The organism is Halonotius sp. F2-221B (assembly GCF_046719765.1).
Taxonomy (GTDB): domain Archaea; phylum Halobacteriota; class Halobacteria; order Halobacteriales; family Haloferacaceae; genus Halonotius.
Genome location: NZ_JABEBY010000007.1, coordinates 24,161 through 41,906, shown reverse-complemented (window position 1 = coordinate 41,906; position 17,746 = coordinate 24,161). Strand labels below are relative to the sequence as shown.

At 64.7% G+C, this 17,746-nt stretch carries 18 protein-coding genes and 1 tRNA gene; 8 read left to right on the top strand and 11 right to left on the bottom strand.

Translation table 11 applies throughout. The annotated features are described in order from the left end of the window. Positions 1-9 precede the first annotated feature (9 nt). The 4 genes from HKK80_RS06435 to gatC form a co-directional block, all read right to left on the bottom strand. Entirely contained in the window at positions 10-873 is an 864-nt protein-coding gene (locus tag HKK80_RS06435; RefSeq protein WP_411798790.1) for a hypothetical protein, read from the bottom strand. 244 nt (positions 874-1,117) lie between these two features. Next, complete coding sequence (locus HKK80_RS06430; RefSeq protein WP_411798789.1) at positions 1,118-1,852, bottom strand: 2-phosphosulfolactate phosphatase; 735 nt, start codon at positions 1,850-1,852, stop codon at positions 1,118-1,120. Between the two features lie 184 nt (positions 1,853-2,036). Next, positions 2,037-3,401 (bottom strand): Asp-tRNA(Asn)/Glu-tRNA(Gln) amidotransferase subunit GatA, encoded by a 1,365-nt coding sequence (gene gatA / locus HKK80_RS06425; protein WP_411798788.1) that lies wholly within the window; start codon positions 3,399-3,401, stop codon positions 2,037-2,039. Continuing rightward, positions 3,398-3,676: an Asp-tRNA(Asn)/Glu-tRNA(Gln) amidotransferase subunit GatC gene (gatC, locus tag HKK80_RS06420; RefSeq protein WP_142443825.1), complete on the bottom strand. Its 279-nt coding sequence runs from the start codon at positions 3,674-3,676 to the stop codon at positions 3,398-3,400. Before gatC ends, gatA begins: the two co-directional genes overlap by 4 nt. Before the next feature lie 324 nt (positions 3,677-4,000). On the opposite strand from gatC, the gene HKK80_RS06415 reads away from it, so the two are divergent. The 8 genes from HKK80_RS06415 to HKK80_RS06380 all read left to right on the top strand — a co-directional run bounded on the left by HKK80_RS06415 (position 4,001) and on the right by HKK80_RS06380 (position 9,436). Then, entirely contained in the window at positions 4,001-4,990 is a 990-nt protein-coding gene (locus HKK80_RS06415; protein ID WP_411798787.1) for a transcription initiation factor IIB, read from the top strand. Between the two features lie 63 nt (positions 4,991-5,053). Then, entirely contained in the window at positions 5,054-5,530 is a 477-nt protein-coding gene (locus tag HKK80_RS06410; RefSeq protein WP_411798786.1) for an NUDIX hydrolase, read from the top strand. 3 nt (positions 5,531-5,533) lie between these two features. Then, a complete protein-coding gene (locus HKK80_RS06405) occupies positions 5,534-5,947 on the top strand; it encodes a gamma-glutamylcyclotransferase family protein (protein ID WP_411798785.1) in 414 nt (137 codons plus the stop codon). Positions 5,948-6,185: 238 nt separating this feature from the next. Continuing rightward, positions 6,186-7,397, top strand: coding sequence for a threonine ammonia-lyase (gene ilvA / locus HKK80_RS06400; protein ID WP_411798784.1), 1,212 nt, complete (start codon positions 6,186-6,188; stop codon positions 7,395-7,397). Between the two features lie 87 nt (positions 7,398-7,484). Further along, positions 7,485-8,660, top strand: coding sequence for a PQQ-binding-like beta-propeller repeat protein (locus HKK80_RS06395; RefSeq protein WP_411798783.1), 1,176 nt, complete (start codon positions 7,485-7,487; stop codon positions 8,658-8,660). 78 nt (positions 8,661-8,738) lie between these two features. After that, entirely contained in the window at positions 8,739-9,125 is a 387-nt protein-coding gene (locus HKK80_RS06390; protein WP_411798782.1) for a Rid family detoxifying hydrolase, read from the top strand. Further along, on the top strand, positions 9,110-9,328 hold the full coding sequence (locus HKK80_RS06385; RefSeq protein ID WP_411798781.1) for a hypothetical protein: 219 nt from the start codon (positions 9,110-9,112) through the stop codon (positions 9,326-9,328). The genes HKK80_RS06390 and HKK80_RS06385 overlap by 16 nt, the downstream gene beginning before the upstream one ends. Positions 9,329-9,355: 27 nt before the next feature. After that, positions 9,356-9,436, top strand: a tRNA-Ser gene (locus HKK80_RS06380). A gap of 154 nt (positions 9,437-9,590) precedes the next feature. Here the strand turns inward: HKK80_RS06380 and ptsP are convergent. From ptsP to HKK80_RS06345, 7 genes are all read right to left on the bottom strand, one after another. Continuing rightward, the gene (ptsP, locus tag HKK80_RS06375) at positions 9,591-11,276 is read right to left on the bottom strand and encodes a phosphoenolpyruvate--protein phosphotransferase (RefSeq protein WP_411798780.1); all 1,686 of its coding nucleotides are present in this window, start codon (positions 11,274-11,276) and stop codon (positions 9,591-9,593) included. Beyond that, entirely contained in the window at positions 11,273-11,578 is a 306-nt protein-coding gene (gene ptsH1, locus HKK80_RS06370) for a phosphocarrier protein HPr (RefSeq protein WP_411798779.1), read from the bottom strand. Before ptsH1 ends, ptsP begins: the two co-directional genes overlap by 4 nt. 73 nt (positions 11,579-11,651) lie before the next feature. Next, complete coding sequence (gene glmM, locus HKK80_RS06365; RefSeq protein ID WP_411798778.1) at positions 11,652-13,010, bottom strand: phosphoglucosamine mutase; 1,359 nt, start codon at positions 13,008-13,010, stop codon at positions 11,652-11,654. A 104-nt stretch (positions 13,011-13,114) separates the two neighbouring features. Continuing rightward, positions 13,115-13,858: a DNA polymerase sliding clamp gene (locus HKK80_RS06360; protein ID WP_411798777.1), complete on the bottom strand. Its 744-nt coding sequence runs from the start codon at positions 13,856-13,858 to the stop codon at positions 13,115-13,117. A 477-nt stretch (positions 13,859-14,335) separates the two neighbouring features. Continuing rightward, positions 14,336-15,709, bottom strand: coding sequence for a phosphoglucomutase/phosphomannomutase family protein (locus tag HKK80_RS06355; protein WP_411798776.1), 1,374 nt, complete (start codon positions 15,707-15,709; stop codon positions 14,336-14,338). A 48-nt stretch (positions 15,710-15,757) separates the two neighbouring features. Further along, complete coding sequence (locus tag HKK80_RS06350; protein ID WP_411798775.1) at positions 15,758-16,456, bottom strand: hypothetical protein; 699 nt, start codon at positions 16,454-16,456, stop codon at positions 15,758-15,760. Between the two features lie 62 nt (positions 16,457-16,518). Next, complete coding sequence (locus HKK80_RS06345; protein WP_411798774.1) at positions 16,519-17,730, bottom strand: anion permease; 1,212 nt, start codon at positions 17,728-17,730, stop codon at positions 16,519-16,521. Positions 17,731-17,746 lie beyond the last annotated feature (16 nt).

The following is a 17,746-nucleotide window of genomic DNA, read 5'->3' as shown; positions in this document are numbered from 1 at the left end:
AGCAGCCGGTTAGTTGTTCAGCGAGTCAGTTTTGCGCTGACGGTAGGCGACCACGCTGAAGGCGACCACCGCGGCGGCCAAAATCGGGACGAACAGGAACTCTTGGCCGTAGGTCTCGACGAACTGCGGGGTGAAGGTGATGAGCCCACCGCTGGTCTCGCTGAGGGCCTCGATGACGAAGGCCAGCGGGAGGAACGCCACCCAGGCGAACAGTCGCTTTCCGGAGGATCGGGTGAACATCGGGCCGTCACGGCCCTCGACGGGCGTCATCCCCAGCAGGGGTTCGATCTTCCCACGCAGCCGTGGGTAGAGGAAGTACGTCGGGATCGCCCCGAAGATGATCCCGGCAACGATGATCTGTGTGAACGCTCCCATCCCTTCGGTCACCCAGACGGTTTCGGGCAGCCACGCGATGGCGTCAAGCTCTTCGACGCCAACATAGAACTTCCCGACATCGATCAGCCACGCACCGATCTCCTCCATCGCCTTTGCGATGAAGCCGACCACAGCGATCTGTTTCGGATCGGTCGGCTCCGTGATGAGCGACATCGCGAAGAACCACGACAGGGTGATCACGATCAGCCCTTCAACCGTCCCAAGGGCGTTGAAATCGCCGATCAGGATCTCACCGAAGACGGTTGTCCCGACCGGAATCGCAAGACAGGCCCAGAACGACCGGAACAACAGCGCGACCGACATCGCGACAAACCAGAACGGCCCGATCTGGACATCCAGCACTCCTGAAACACTCGGTAGGAGTTCCGAGATCATACTCTGCAAACCATGCAGCGACATGATGAGGATGAACGCCATCATGTCCCGATGGTCGAAGCTGAACGGGTTGTGTGAGTCAGCCGAGGTGTAGCTTGCCATGCGGGTAGAAGCGGTAGCGAATCCTGTTTAACGGCTTATATGAGGCGTCCATCCCGGTTCAAACCAGTAGGGAACGAACAAAACGAGATGATCGCAACAGGGTACAACAGAACCGTATGTTCACTATATAGCTGTACGCCAACGACTCCTGGGATCGCTTGCGCGACAGCAAACGATCCGAGACAGAACGGTGGTCGTCGCTACAGAAGCGAGTCGACGTCGACAACAGCAACCGCTGCTCGCATCACTCGCCCCCAGACACGTCGTAGAGCTTCTGGCCGTCCAGTTTCGGAACAACGTCGCGGCTGTCGAAGTTCAGGGCGTACTCGTAGAGATCCGTTCGTTTGATCTGTGGTTTCCCCTGATATTTTGCGCCCTTCGAATACGCGACCATCTCACGGTAGAGCCTCCGGTGGTGTTCGGTTGGCGGCTCTCCGGAGAGATGTCGGGCGATGTACAACGCCCCCGCGATATCCTCGGGTGACGGCTTTCCGTTGGAGCCAGCAGCGACGAAGTACGTCGGCTCAGTTTGTTCTCGGAGATGGGCTGCCACCGCAGCACCATTGGTCAATCCACCGACGTAGATGGTTACGTTTTCATCGCCAGCCAGCCGGAGATCCGTCACCGCGTTGCCGCCGTTCGTTGAGGTCATCGCCGTCGGGCGACCCTCGACATCGACATCCTGGACGAAGCTCGGCGAGTTGAAAAAGTCATAGCCGGGTTCGCCACGGTACTCCGGCCCGGAGTTGCCGCCGATCTTCGCCCGTGGATGGGCCTGTTGGAACTCGGGTTCATCGCCGCGGGTTTCGGTGATGTGGATGTATTTCGCCCCGTTGGCAAACAGCTCCGGCACGGTCGTTGAGAACTGTGCGACATCGACAACGACGTAGTTGCCGGGATCGGGGTCGGCAGGGATCTGCGATCGTGCGGGGATCATTTGATCGACAGGGATCGGTTCTGTCGGCTGAGCTGCATGCATACCCATACCACACCTTCCGAGATCTGGTGTATTACTGTGACTATGAGCTCTATATGTTGCTCAGGAGCAATCGTGAGCAAACCATATCTCCGCGCTGTCTGCTCATACTGTTCACTGTAGACGGTTACCGCCTCGACCGCCCACCGGGCGGCGGTCGAACGGTAACTTCCTACAGCAAACCGTATCAGTCTTCGACCGCACTCGCCGCCCGGATGATCGTCTCCTCGCCGAACTTCGGCCCGATGAGCTGGCAGCCGACCGGCAGGCCGTCCACGTCGCCGGCCGGCACCGAGATCGCCGGGAGATTGGCGAGGTTCACCGGCACCGTATTCGCGTCCATCAGATACAGCTGCAGGGGATCGTCAAGACTCTCGCCGAGTTTTGGCGGGAGTACGGGCATCGTCGGCGACGCCAGCACGTCCACATTCTCAAAGGCCGAATCGAAATCCTGTTTCACCCACGCCCGGGCGTCCTGGGCCTTCTTGTAGTACTTGTCGTGATAGCCCGCCGAGAGCGCGTAGGTGCCGAGCAGAATCCGGCGTTTGACTTCCGGGCCGAAGCCCGCCTCGCGGACGGCGGCGAACTGCTCGTTCCAGTTGCCCTCGCTGTCGGTGTCGGGGCCGTAGCGGACGCCGTCGAACCGCGCCAGGTTCGAGGAGGCCTCCGACATGGCGATCACGTAGTAGGCCTGGACGGCGTGTTCCAGCGACTCCAGCGAGACCTCGGTGATCTCTGCGCCCTGGGCTTCGAGATCGTCCAACGAGGCCTCGAAGGTCTCGACTACGTTGTCGTCCGCGCCCTCGATCAGGTCGGTGATGACGCCGACTGTGAGGCCGTCAACGTCGCCGTCGGCTGCGGCGGCATAGTCGGAGTCCGCGCCGCCGTCGTTGGTCGTTGCGTCGTTCGGATCGGGGCCGGAAATCACGTCGAGCAGGAGGGCGGCGTCTTCGACCGTATTCGCCAGCGGGCCGACCTGCTCTAAGCTGTTGGCGTAGGCGACGATGCCGTACCGTGAGACCAGCCCGTAGGTCGGTTTGATGCCGACGACGCCGCAGAAGGCGGCGGGGTTTCGCACCGAGCCGCCGGTGTCGCTGCCGAGTGCGAGATCGGCGTCGCCGGCGGCAACGGCGGCCGCCGAGCCACCGGAGGAGCCGCCGGGAACACGGCCCGCGGCGGCGGGGTTTTCGGTCGCGCCGAACGCCGAGGTTTCGGTGGTGCCACCCATGGCGAACTCGTCCATGTTGGCCTTGCCGACCATCGTCGCGCCCGCCTCCAGCACGCGGTCGACAACGGTCGCGTTGTACGGCGGGACGTAGTCCTCAAGCATCGCGGAGCCGCAGGTCGTTCTGACTCCTTCGGTCGACATGTTGTCCTTAATCGCGATGGTGCGGCCGGCCAGCGGGCCGTCGTCGTCGCCCTCGATCCGGGCGTTGGTGACGAAGGCGTTGTGGTCGTCGCCGGTGGCGGTGTCGTCGGCGGTGTCGGCGTCGCCGGTGGCGGTGTCGTCGGCGGTGTCGGCGTCGCCGGTGGCGGTGCCGTCGCTGCTCATGAGACGCTCGGCCCCTTGAAGAAGCCGTCCTCGGTTTCGGGGGCGTTCCGAAGAGCTTCGTCCTGTGAGAGCCCTTCCTCGACCTCGTCGGCTCGCATCACGTTGACCAACTCGGGATCGCTGTCGACCTCGGGCACCTCATCGAGGGCCTCGAAGTAATCAAGGATGTCGGCGAACTGCGCGGCGAACTCGTCGGCGTCGCTGTCGTCGAGATCGACCCGCGCGAGGTCGGCGACGTGTTGTACCTCGTCGGCGTCGACGGGCGAATCGCTCATATCCGCCCCGAATCGCGGCCTGAGAGTAAGGGTTTCGGTCGCTCGACGGTGCCGACGCGTGGGTGTCGCCTATCGACTGCGAGTTCGGCTCTGGAACGCCGTTGATTGCACACCTCATCCCAAATTAAATACAGCAGTTACGCTGTCGAAACAACAGACGGCGCACGGCATAATTATCATGGTTTTTGAAGCGGTTCTGTCTGCTTATTTTCACAAAATATATTTTTGGAAATATAGCCTACAGTTAAGTTAGTTCAGCACGTGTTTATCGATGCAGAAAACAGGTGTGAGAGCAACCCCCTTTCACACCCCTCACCACAACTCATGAGCGACAACGTTCGTACGTTTACCGACGAGCACACCCGGAGCCACAACCGGCCATCCGAGCAGACGGAGTCGACCGACACCGAGGAGTCAATTCACTGTCCGGAGTGTGGCGGCCAGTTGGCGACCGACACCGAACACGGCGAAACCGTCTGTCGGGACTGTGGGCTCGTCGTCGAGGAGGATGAGATCGACCACGGCCCCGAGTGGCGCGCCTTCGACAGCAACGAGAAGGATCAGAAATCCCGTGTTGGCGCGCCGACGACGAAGATGATGCACGACAAGGGGCTGTCGACCAACATCGGCTGGCAGGACAAAGACGCCTACGGCAAATCCCTCTCGTCGCGGCAACGCCAGAAGATGCAGCGGCTCCGCACCTGGAACGAGCGGTTCCGCACCCGCGACAGCAAGGAGCGCAACCTCAAGCAGGCCCTCGGCGAGATCGACCGCATGGCCTCGGCGTTGGGCCTCCCGGATGCCGTCCGCGAGACCGCCTCCGTCATCTATCGACGCGCGCTCGACGAGGATCTCCTCCCTGGCCGCTCGATCGAGGGTGTCTCGACGGCCGCTCTGTATGCCGCCGCCCGACAGGCCGGCACGCCGCGCAGCCTCGACGAGCTGACGGGTGTCTCCAGAGTTGACAAGGATGAGATCGCCCGCACCTACCGGTATATCGCCCGCGAGCTCAACCTTGAGATCCAGCCGGCCGACCCCGAGCAGTACGTGCCCCGCTTTGCCTCGGATCTTGATCTCTCTGATGAGGCCGAACGCCGCGCCCGCGAGCTGCTGTCGACGGCGAAGGCACAGGGCGTCCACAGCGGGAAATCGCCGGTTGGCCTTGCCGCCGCCGCGATCTACGCCGCCTCGCTGCTGACCAACCAGAAAGTGACACAGAACGAGGTCAGCGAGGTTGCCAACATCTCCGAGGTCACGATCCGCAACCGCTACCACGAGCTGCTTGAGGCCGACGAACAGCAGTCGGTCGCCTAACCCGGTTCTCGTTGTTTCGCCGTGTTTCGCAACGACAAAGCCGCCGGCCCGCAAGCGACAGCCATGGAGACGACACGCCATTTCACCGCCACGGTCTACATCGTCAACGACGGCGCGACCGCGCTCCACCGGCATGCTGGCCTCGGCATCCGCATCCCCCCGGGCGGCCACGTCGACCGCGACGAACTGCCCCACGAGGCAGGGATCCGCGAGGTTCGCGAGGAAACCGGGCTTGATCCAACGCTTCACCGCGAGACAGCCGACCTGCAGCCGCCGGCCGGCGAAGTACTTCCCCAGCCGGCCCACGTTATGCTGTACGACATCAACATCCACGACGACGGCACGGTCGGCCACCAACACATCGACCACAGCTACTTTGCGGCTGTCGACAGCCGTGAGATCGACCCCATCGAAGGCGAAGCCCCGGCCGACCGCTGGGCGTGGTACACACCCGCGAAACTCCGCGACAGCGATCTCGACGCCGACACAGTTGCCATCGGCTGTGAGGCCATCGAGACCGTCGGCGACCACACCGCGTAGCCAATGGCCGATCTCGTCTTCGTCTATGGCACGCTCACCGACGACGCCCAGGTCGCCGCGCTGCTCGACAGCTACCGCGTTGTCGGCGAGGCCGTCTGTGTCGGATTCAAGCGTGTCGACGGCCGGTATCCGACGCTTGTTCCTGGTGAATCGGTTTCGGGTCGGCTGCTCGAAACTAGCGAGATCGACCGGCTTGACCGGTACGAGGGTGTCAATCGCGGGCTCTATCATCGGGTGTCGGTGTCGCTTGCATCGTCGCTTACGGCGTCGGTGTCGGCGACGACAGCCGAGGTTTATCTCGCCGCGCCGAACGTCATCGGACTCGGATCGCTTGAGGAGTACTGGCCCGGTGAGGGGAGCTTCCGCGCGCGGGTCGACCGCCATCTCGGCGCGACCCACATCGAACGTATCAGTTAGAAATAACGAAATCAAACGGTGACCGACAGCCGTCTGACGGGCGTCGGCGGTCGCCGCTGTCTTGCGGTTTTTACTTTCACTCTGCATGCCCGATGTTTATATACTTCCGGGTCGAACGTTCACCTGCACGTCACACGCGTGCATTCCCCATCTCCGTTTTCAGCCCACCGAGTGGCGACCGCAGCCACCCCGGTGGGACACCGAAACCGATTAGCGGCCGCTCCGGTGACAGCAGGGTATGCTTTCGCTTGCGGCGATCCACGACGCGCGCGATCGGATTGCCGATGTCGTGCGGGTGACACCGATGCAGTACTCCTATGCCTTTTCGGAGCGGACGGGCGCGGCCGTCCACCTCAAGCTCGAAAACTTTCAGCGGACGGGCGCGTTCAAGCTCCGCGGCGCGCTCAACCGGATCACCACCCTCTCGGATGCCCAACAGGCCGCCGGCGTCGTCACCGCCAGCGCGGGCAATCACGCCCAAGGCGTCGCACTGGCAGCCACACGGGCCGGCGTTGACGCGACCATCGTCATGCCGGAACACGCGCCGATTTCGAAGGTACAGGCTACTCGGCGGTACGGCGGCCGGGTCGTCCTCGACGGCGTCGACTACGAGGAGGCCCAGGCCCGCGCCCACGAGATCGAACGCGAGGAGGGCCGCACCTACGTCCACGCCTTCAACGACGAGATGGTAATGGCCGGACAGGGAACGATCGGCCTTGAGATCCTCGACCAGCAGCCCGACGTGGAGACCGTCATCGTCCCGATCGGCGGCGGCGGGCTCATCTCCGGGATTGCCACCGCGATCAAGAGCCAGCAGCCGGACGTGCGGATCATCGGCGTCCAAGCCGAGGGTGCCTCAAGCGTCATCGACTCGCTGGCGGCCGGCGAGATCAGAGCCCGCGACAGCGTCGACACCGTCGCCGACGGCATCGCCACCCGGTCGGTCGGCGAGCACCCCTTCGAGATCATCCAAGAGCGCGTCGACGAGGTCGTCACCGTCTCCGACGAGGAGATCGCCCTCGCGCTCACCCTCCTGTTGGAGCGGAGCAAAACCCTCGTTGAGGGTGCGGGCGCGGTCGCGCTGTCGGCCCTGCTGGAAGATCGCTTCGAGTACGACGAGGAGGAGGTGATCGTCCCCGCGCTTTGTGGCGGCAACATCGACATGAACGTGTTGACGACGGTGATCCTGCGCGGGATGATCCAGTTGGGTCGCTACCTCAAGATCCGCACCGTTCTCCCGGATCAGCCCGGCGCGCTGGAGGGCCTCATCGAGATTATCGCCGACAAAGGGGCCAACATCTACGAGATTCACCACGAACGCGCCTCCCGGGAGATCGGGATGAGCGACACCTCCGTCGAACTCGAACTCGAAACCCACGGCCCCGAACACGCCGCCGACCTGTTGGCGACGTTGCGGGACGCTGGCTACACGGTTGACGTACAGAAGTAAGCTGACGTGCCACAGGCCGGTGTCGCCGTCGGCGGCTCGCGCGGTCGATCTGACAAAATACTTACCGGCTCAGTCTGAGCCACCGGTATGCCCTCCACACGACGCGATATCCTTCGGTATGGCGCGCTCGGCGGCAGTCTTCTCGTGGCTGGCTGCAGCAGCCGCCAGTCGGAGTCGGGGTGTGAAACCGGTCGAACCAGCTACAACGGTGATACCCCGTTGTCGACGGGAGCGCGGTGGTCGATGGCGAACCGAACCGCACGGCGCACGGCGTTCAATCCCGAAGCGTCGGTTCCCGACGACGTGTCGATGTACTGGCGATACACCGCCTGTGCCGAGGTCGAATCCGGGGTCGCGGTCGCCGACGGGCGGGTGTTTGCCGGGGAGGCACGGCTCGACGGCCAAACCGGAACCCTGCTCGGCGGCGAGTGGACGGCCTACCAGTGGCCGGCGGTCGTTGACGACACGCTGTTCATCGGGGCCCACACCCTGGAGGCCTACGACGTGACCGACGGGAGCGAACGGTGGACGTTCACGCCCGACGGCGAGGCGGGAGCGGTGTCGCCGCCGGCCATCGCCAACGGGATTGTCTACATCACCGGCAACCTCGACGACCGAACCGTCTACGGCGTCGATGCGACGACCGGCGACGAGGAATGGCGGTTCACGCCGCAGGCCGACTGCAGTACCCCGCTGGCGGTCGCCGACGACACGGCCTACGCCGTCGACAACGCGGGAACGGTGTACGCGCTGGCCACCGAGACGGGCGAGAAACGGTGGGAGCGGTCGGTCGCGGAATCGACCCGTGTGGGCGCGCCGGTGGTCGGCGACGACGGCCTCTATCTACCGACAGGCGATGGCGTCGTCGCCCTCGATCCCGCCGACGGCTCCGATCGGTGGGACTGGGAAGCCGACGACGACGGCGACCGCGACATCGCAGTCGCCGAGGGAACCGTCTACGTCGTCGGCCGCGAGAGCTGCCGCGCGCTGGCGGCGGGCGACGGGACGGAACGCTGGGCGACTGACGCGGTCGGCGGCCACACCTGCAGCGTCGGTGCCGAGTCGGTCGTCGTCGGTGGCGACCCGGATGTTGTGGCGATCAGCCGGAGCGACGGAACCGAACGGTGGCGGTTCGAGACGCGATCAGTGCTGTTCAGCGATTACGACAGACGCGGGGTCTCGGCCGCGCCGGCACTCGTCGACGATATCGTCTACGTCGCCACCGAGGCCAGCGATGTCTACGCGCTCGGCCCTGCGGAGTGACCGCGCTGCGGCGGTACCCACGGCCAGCGAGGCCGCGGATCAGCCGGATTTATTCGCGTTGCCCGCCCATGGCACGCCATGAAACGCACCATCAGCACCGACGACGCCCCCGCAGCCGTGGGTGCCTACAGCCAAGCGACGACCGACGGTTCGACGCTGTACACGGCGGGGCAGATCCCGCTCACGCCCGACGGCGACCTCCACGCCGAGGCCGACATCGCCACCCAGACCGAACTCGCCCTCGACAACATCATGGCGATCCTTGCGGCCGAAGACCTCGCCGCCGAGGACATCCTCAAAACGACCGTCTATCTCGCCGACATCGACGACTTCGACGAGATGAACGAGACCTACGAGACGTATTTCGCCGCCCAGCCGCCAGCTCGCAGCGCGGTCGAGGCGGGCGCGCTGCCGAAGGGTGTCGGTGTCGAGATCGAGGCCGTGGCGACGTGTCCCGAGACGTGAGGCCGCGCCGGAAATCGAGCCTGCTGTGGGGGCTCATCGGCACGCTGTTGTTCCTCGTGCTCGCGCTGGGCTACCGCCTCGCTGGCGGGTCGCTGCCGGTCGGTGCTGGCGGACTTGCGGGCATCGCGGTCGGCGTCGGTGGCGTCGTCGCCGTTGCCTCGGCGATTATCGACCCGCGGCTGGTCGGGAAGGGAAGGACTTAAAATCGCCACCCCGATAGGGTCATACGAGCCAGGATGGCCGAGTGGTAAGGCGCACGCCTGGAAAGCGTGTTCCCTTTGGGATCCGGGGTTCAAATCCCTGTCCTGGCGTTTCTGCCGGAGCAGCACACCTCAAGCGGCGCGTTTCATCGCGCCGCGTTCACTGCTGCTCCGGAATCGCTGACTGACAGGATTTGAGCAGCGAGCGACCGTAGGGAGCGAGTGAGTTCAAATCCCTGTCCTGGCGGTGCTGACAGCACACCGACTAGGTATCGTCGAGCACTGCCTGCACCTCGGCCCGCGTCTCACAGGCCAGCACCTCCTCGGCCAGCTCGCGGGCAGCGTCGGTCGCGGTTTGTTGCACCTGTTCTTTCACTGCCGGCACTGTCACCGCACTCATGCTGAGTTCGTCGAGCCCGAGGCCGACAAGCAGCTCCGTCAGCTCGGGATCGCCGGCCATCTCGCCGCACATCCCGACCCAGGCGTCGTTGCCCTCGGCCGCCGAGACCGTCCGGTCGATGGCGCGCAACACCGCCGGATGCAACGGATCGTGGTAGTCGGCGACGGCGTCGTTTTCGCGGTCGACGGCCATCACGTACTGCGTGAGGTCGTTGGTGCCGATGCTGAGAAAGTCCAGTCGCTCCGCTAAGGCGTCGGCGAGAAACGCGGCCGCCGGCGTTTCGATCATCACGCCGAGTTCCGGCATCGCGTAGTCGACACCCTCGCCGTCAAGATCGTCGGCGACCGCGTCGACGCGTTCGATGGCGGTCTCGACCTCCTCGATCTGTGTCGCCATCGGAAACATCACCGCAAGGTCGTCGCCGTGCTCGCTGGCGGCCGCCCGCAGCAACGCGCGCAACTGTGTCTCGAAGAGATCGGCGTGCTCGCCCAGTGAGAGCCGAATCCCACGCTGGCCGAGGAAGGGGTTTGTTTCCTCTGGAAGATCGAGATACGGCACGTCTTTGTCGCCGCCGATGTCCAGCGTTCGGACGACGACCCGATCGTCGGGAAACGCTGCCAGCGCGGTCGTGATCGCGTCGTACTGCTCGGCCTCATCCGGCGGGGACTGCCGATCTAAAAACAGAAACTCGCTGCGAAAGAGCCCGATCCCGTCGGCACCGCGGGCGACCGCCGGATCGAGCTCCGCCTCGCCGCCGACGTTGGCTGCGACCTCGATCCGCTTCCCGTCGGCGGTCGTAACCGTCTCCTCGACGACGGGAGCGTCAACGCCGCCGGCGGCCGCCCGTTCGTCCTCGTCGGGATCGACAACAACGGTTCCGGCCTCGCCATCAACGAGCACCTCATCGCCCTCCTCGATCTCTGTCAGTTCTTCGCCGACACCGACGACCGCGGGGATCGCCAGCGAGCGGGCGATGATCGCGGCATGAGAGGTGCGACCCCCGGTGACGGTGGCGATCCCGGCGACCGAATCGGGATCGAGTTCCGCGGTATCGCTCGGGGTGAGCCGCTCGGCCAGCAGGATCGTGCCGGCCGGCAACGCCGAGAGATCGACGGTTTCGACAGCCAACAGCGACCGGAGGAGTCGATCCCGGATATCCCGCAGGTCGTCGGCGCGTTCGGCCATCCGGCCGTCCATCCCCTCGAACTGCGCGATCGCCTCCCCAAACCGGTCGTCGACGGCGTGTTCGGCCGGTGTCCCCTCGCCGATTGCGGTCTCGATATCGCCGACGAGTTGGGGATCATCGAGAAACTGGAGGTGGGCCTCGAAGACCGCGGCTTCGTCCTCGCCGACGCGGTCGGCGGCCTGCTGCCGGGCGGTCTCGATCTGCCCGCGGGCGGTCGATTGGGCGTCCTCGAAGCGAGACTGCTCGGCGTCGCTGTCGACCGCGCTTGGGTCCGGCTTCTCGGGGAGTGTTAGATCGCCGGGGCGGTACCAGCGGGCGGTGCCGACACCGGACAGCGGCGTGCTCCCAACCCCGTTGAGCTTCATTCGCTTGCTTCCTCCTCGTTCTCATCGCCGTCGCCATCCTCGTCTTCGACCGGCGTCGTCAACAGGGTTTCGAGCTCGTCGAGGGCGGCTTCGCTGTCGTCGCCGTCGGCGGTGATCCGGATTTCCTCGCCATGTTCGATGTTCAGCCCGGTCACCGCGAGCATGCTGTTTGCGCTCACGGCGTCGCCGTCGGTGCGACCGACCGTGATCTCGCTGTCGAATCGGTTCGCCGTCTGGACGAACTTCGATGCCGGCCGCGCGTGCAACCCCGCCTCCGGAACCACCGCGACGATTCGTTCCATGGCTCGCTATTTGGGTGGGCAGGCTCTTACCATGTTTGCCGCCATGGTGACAGGTTCGCCGGTGTTGTTGCGGTTACTCCACAGCCGCCCGTACCACGTCGGCGAGATCGGTTGCCAGCTCCTCGGCGCGGTCGGCGGTCGTCGCCTCGGCGACGATCCGGATCTTTGGCTCGGTGCCGCTCGGCCGCACCAACACCCACGAATCGCCGTAATCGAGGCGGTAGCCGTCGAGCGTCGAGATCTCGGCGTCAGCAGTTTTCACATAGTCCTCGGCGGCCGACAGCATCGTCCGGCGTTCGGCCTCGCTGCCGTAGGCGAGATTAACCCGTGTGCTGTGGTAATCCTGATACGGCGTGACGACCTCGCTGGCCGGCCGCTCGGCGATCAGTTCGAGGAACTTCGCGCCGATGTAGGGGCCATCGCGGACGAGCCGATGGTTCGGGAAGAAGACGCCGCCGTTGCCCTCGCCGGCGATCGGGACGGTCTCACCGGCCGTCCACAGCTCTTTGATTCGGGTGATGATGTGACTCGCGCCGATCGGCGTTAACTCCAACTCGGCGTCGACGCGCTCGCAGACATCGACCAACCGCTGTGAGACGTTGACCGCGGCGACCGTGTGATCGCCAGCCGATAGCTCGCGTTCGGCGAGGGCGGCCAGCGAGGCGTTGCCATCGATAAACTGTCCCTGCTCATCGAAGAAGACCGAGCGGTCGGCGTCGCCGTCGTGGGCAATCCCAACGTCGGCGTCAGCGGCGGTGACAAGCCGACTGAGGTCATCGAGGTTTTCGGGAACCGGTTCGGGCATCCGTCCCGGAAACCGGCCGTCGAGTTGGGCGTTGACAGTGACGACCTTACAGCCCAACTCGCGGTAGAACTCCGGGCTGACGAGCCCACCCGCGCCGTGGCCCGGATCGAGCGCGACCGTGAGATCGGCGTCGGCGATCCGGTCGGTGTCGACGGCGTCGATGAGCGATTGGCGGTAGGTTGCGTTTGCGGTGTCGATCTCGCGGCTCTCGCCGACAAACTCCCACGGAACGAGATCGAACTCCTCGCCGAGGGCGTGGGCTTCGATCCGCTCTAGGCGGTCGATCGAGAGCTCGATCCCGTCGGCACCGATCAGCTTGACGCCGTTGTACTCCGGCGGGTTGTGGGAGGCCGTCAGCATGACCCCCGGGATCGCCTCCTGTTCGCAGTAGCGGCCGATCGCCGGGGTTGGCGTCACCCCAAGCCGGTCGACATCGAGCCCGACGCCGGCCAGCCCTGATGCGGTGGCGTCGGCGAACATTTGCCCGGTCAGGCGGGTGTCGGTGGCGACGGCGGCGCGGTCGGCCTCCCAGACCGTGCCGGCGGCTTGGGCGACTGTGAGAACGAACTCCGGGGTAAGCTCGGTGCCGGCGATCCCGCGGGCCCCACTGGAGCCAAACACTTCCATACGTACGCCTCAAGCGGGTCGGTAAAATCGGTTGCGGCCTGTCGCTGTCGGATCCGCGCGTTCGATTAGGCGTCGTTGGTGTCGACTCCTCACGTTGATGCCGACTACTCGCTTTGAATGCGCGGCGCGAGCATGTAGGTGACCTGGCCGAGCCCTTCGGCGAACTCGTAATGAAGCTTGACGGGGAACTCCTCGCCGAGTTCGGCGGTGACCTCCGTCGCGTTCGGGATCGCCTTGTTCATATCCTTGAGATAGTCCAGCGAGAACAGCGAGTCGGCCGCGCCGGGCGTCAGATCGATCAGGTCGTCGCTGTCGAGTTTGAGATCCACGTCGTCGGTGTCGCCCTCGGCTTCGATGTAGAAGGCCTCGGCGTCGGGATCGACGCGGAGGGCGATGTGGTCGCTGACCATGTCGGCGGCGGTGATCCCACGGCCGAGCTGGCTGCCTTCGAGGATGATCTCGGCGGGGAGATCGAGATCCGGGATGTCGGGTTCCTGGCGGATCGAGTCGGGGTCGATCAGCGCGAGCGTGTAGGAGAGGCCGTCGATCTGGATGTGGAGCTTGCGGGTCTCCTCGTCGAGTTCGAGATGGATGAGATCGCCGCTGTTTGCCATCCCGGCGATATCCTCAAGCCGGCCGAGGTTGACGCCGATGACGCCGCCGTCGGCCTCGTAGGACTCGAAGGCCGCCGCCGCCAGCGAGAGGTCGACCATCCCGACGTTTGCGGGGTCGACGGCGCGGATGGCGAACTCCTCTTCTTCCAGCCGGATCTTACACTCGTCGACCAGCACGCTCACCGAGTCGAGTGCGTCCTTCAGCGTCTCCGCACTCACGATGGCCTTGAACATGCTCCGGGGTACGAAAGCCCGGATAAAAAGACACCCGGTTTACACCCTGTTCGCCGACATCAGGCTGTTTGTAGGTTCTATAGCAAATTACATCAATGAGGAGTGTCTACTAGTAGACGGAGACACCCAGTCTCCATGGTATACAGGCCAGTGAAACATCCGAGAGGATGATAGCATCAGCGGCCTGAATCCAAAAAAAGGAGACCAGTCGACAGCGAGTCACTCGCCGTCGACAGCCGACGTGACAGCGATCATCAGCACGACGGTTCCGACCGGCCTACCAAACAGGACGAGAACTGTCCCGCAGATGATCGCTGTGATTTGCGGTTTTTCGGAGATGATGTTCACCTCCCAGGTCAGCTTGTTTTGTGACGCGACCCAACGTCATTATCCTGCAGCGAAGCCCGAATAAAAAGACACCCGGTTTACACCCTATTTCGTCGCGGCTTCGGCCGCAGCGATGTCGCCGACGGGCGCTCAGACCAGCGGTTCGACGAGGGCGACGCCCTCATCCAGCAGGGTCTGCAGTCGTTCGTCGCTGCTGGCCTCGCCGTAGACCCGTAGTTTCGGCTCGGTGCCGCTCGGGCGAATCAGCAGCCACGAGCCGTCCTCAAGCAGGAGCTTGAACCCGTCGAGCGTGACGGTGTTGGCGACCGCGCTGCCGGCAACTGATTCCGGGATGTGGTCTTCGAGGTCGTCGAGGACGCGCTCCTTCTCGCTGTCGGGGCACTCGACGCTGCGTTTGCTGGCGTGGATCTCGCCGAACTCCTCCAGCAGGGCGTCGACGCGGTCGTCGAGCGGTTTGGCGGCGGTGACCGCGCCAGCGAGCAGGGCCATCAGGACGCCGTCTTTCTCGCGGATGTGGCCACGGATCGAGAAGCCGCCCGATTCCTCGCCGCCGATCAGCGCGTCGGAGTCGCCCATCGCCTTCCCGACCCACTTGAAGCCGACCGGCACCTCGATGACTTCTTGCCCATTTGCCTCCGCGATCCGGTCGATGAGGAACGTCGTCGACACCGAGCGGACGGCGGGGCCGGAATCCGACTCAAGGAGGTAGTCGTAGACGGCGGCGAAAAACAGGTTTTCGTCGAGGTAGCCGCGGTCGGGCGTCGTGATGGCGATCCGGTCGGCGTCGCCATCGTTGGCGATCCCGAGGTCGGCGTCGTGTTCTTCGACCGCGTCAGCCAGCGGCTGGAGATTCTCGGGGCTCGGTTCGGGTTCGCCGCCGCCGAAGTCGGGATCTTGGGTACAGCGGCGGGTGATGACCTCCGCGCCCGCCGACTCCAGGAGGGCGTCGGTGACGCCGCGGCCGCTGCCGTGGAGGGCGTCGTAGACGATGGTGAGATCGGAGAGATCCGCGCCGACGAGATCGGTCGCGTGCTCGGCGTGATCCGGGATCGGATCGATCTCCCGAATCTCGCCCCACTCCTCCTCGGGCAGGAGGTCGGGTTCGGCGAGGTTGTCGACGATCTTCTCGGTGCGTTCGGGCAGTGCGGGCGCGCCGTCCTCGGGAATGAACTTGACGCCGTTGTACTCCGGCGGGTTGTGTGAGGCCGTGACCATCAGCGCACATGAGAGCCCGCGGTTGACGATGGCGTAGGCGATCACCGGCGTCGGGCAGTCGCGCTCGGGCAGGAGCACATCGAAGCCGTGGCCGGCGAGGATCTCAGCGAGGCTTTCCGCAAAGCCGGGCGACGTTTCGCGGGCGTCGTAGCCGACGATGACGGGGTCGGTGTGCCCCTCGTCGTCGAGATACCGGGCGACTGCCTCGCCGACGATCCGGACGCGCCGGTCGGTGAAGGTGTCCAACGTTGCACGCCAGCCATCAGTGCCGAAGGCAATCTGATCCATACCCTATCTGCTGTGTGGATCGTCAAAAAGATAGGAGGTCGCGGCCACCTACGGCGACCCCTCGTCGTCGCGTTCACCGTCGACCTGCTGTTCGATCTCCTCGGCGACGGTTTCCTCCACCTCGTCGGCGACACGGTCGGTGACTGCGTCGGAAACCTGCGCTTCGACCTCGCTGGCGACCTCCTCGGCGACACGGTCGTCGATCACGTCGCTCACCTCGTCGGCCACGCAGTCTTCGACCTCCGTCTGCACTTCGTCCGGAACCCGGTCTTCGACCTCTGTCTGTACCTCGTCGGCCACGCAGTCTTCGACCTCGGTTTGCACCTCGTCGGCAACCCGGTCTTCGACTTCGGTCTGTACCTCGTCTGGCACCTGCGATTCGAGTTCGGCCGTCACCTCGTCTTCGACTGTCGCGGTGACCTGTTCGGGCACCCGATCTTCGACCTCGGTTTGCACCTCGTCGGCGACGCGATCCTCGACCTCGCTGGGGACACGCTGTTCGACCTCGTCGGCAACGGCCTGTTCGGCCTCCTCGGCGACCTCCTCGGCCAAGACCTGCTCGTAGATCGTCATGTTCTCCCAGACCCGCAGAAAGTACCCGAGGACGAGTCCACCCTCGAAGGCCGCAACCCGGGGATCCATCCCGAAAAACAACAGGTAGCCGAAGCCGAGGGTAAACGCCAGCCCGTAGACGAGATCGACCTGAAACTGCGTCTGCCGTCCGCTGAAGCGACCGCTCAGAGACATCACCAGATCTCTACGGCGTAGTGCGTACAAATGCACACCGCTACGCGCTGTCGGTGTACCGATCAGATGCTACCGACGACGGTGAACGTCAGAAACGAGCCGACTGTTGCGAGGATCGGAACCACGTTCTGCATCGCGATCACCCGCGCCGTCGTCGAGGGATCGAACAGTGCTGGTGATTCGTCTGTCCCGCTGACGGTTTCCTCACCGATCGGCTGGAGATCCTGCTCAGCGTCAGCGGTTGACGGGTCTCCAACCGTCGGGCTCTCTTCGTCGCTTCGCAACGCGGCGGTTGTGACCTGTGGAGCCCCCCGGCCGCGAACCGCATCGGTGATGGTGATCGTTCGGGTTGCTCGCCCCCAGCCGAGGCCGACGATACACATCGTCGCGATGATGACGAAGCTCGCCGGAATCCCCGCCGCCGACAGCAGCACGACGATCACCGAACTGACGACCGCAACGACGATGGCGGCGGTCAGCGGCAGATCGGTGATATCGTTGCCCAGCGTCTCCATCGTCCGGCGAGCGATCGTGAACGCGCCGACGGCAACCGCAGCCGTGCCGAGCAGGATCGCGGGATTCATCGCAAGCTGTCCGCTGCCCACGAGCGGTGCGATCGCGTTGGCGATGTTGCTCGTCCCGGAGCTAAACGCCATCAGACAGCCGATCCCGACAACAACGACCGTCCCGACGAGTTCCCGGCGCGTCGTTGCGTCGCCGAGTTGCGGCCGCGGAACCGTTCCCGTTCGATTGAGTGTGAGCAACGCCCCCGGGGTCTGATCGATGGCGATGGCTCGATCGATGTAGGGGTAGAGATACCGGCCGATCATCACCGCCGCCCAGAAGGCGATTACCGGCGAGACGACCCACCAGGAGACGATGACACCGACGACACTCCAGTTTAGGGCGTCGGTGGCGACACCGAGGCCGATGATCGCGCCGACGGCGGTCATCGAGGTCGACGCCGGTGCGCCCGAGAGGTTGCCCACCAACAGCGCGCCGCCGATGAACAGGAGCACGACGATGCTGCTTTTGAGCGTCAACACGCCCGGTTCGGCCAGTAGCTCCCGCCCCAGCGTGTCGACGACCCGGCGGCCAAGCGTCCACGCTCCGGCGGCAAAACAGACTGACATTAGTCCCGCGGCGGTGAGCTTTCCGATCACCTCGGCCCCAACCGCCGGGCCGAACGCCGGCCCTGTCGTCGCGCCGCCGATGTTGTAGGCGACAAACAGTGTGGCGACGATCCCGATCAGCAACGCGGTCGACACTGCCATCACACACTGCTACCGA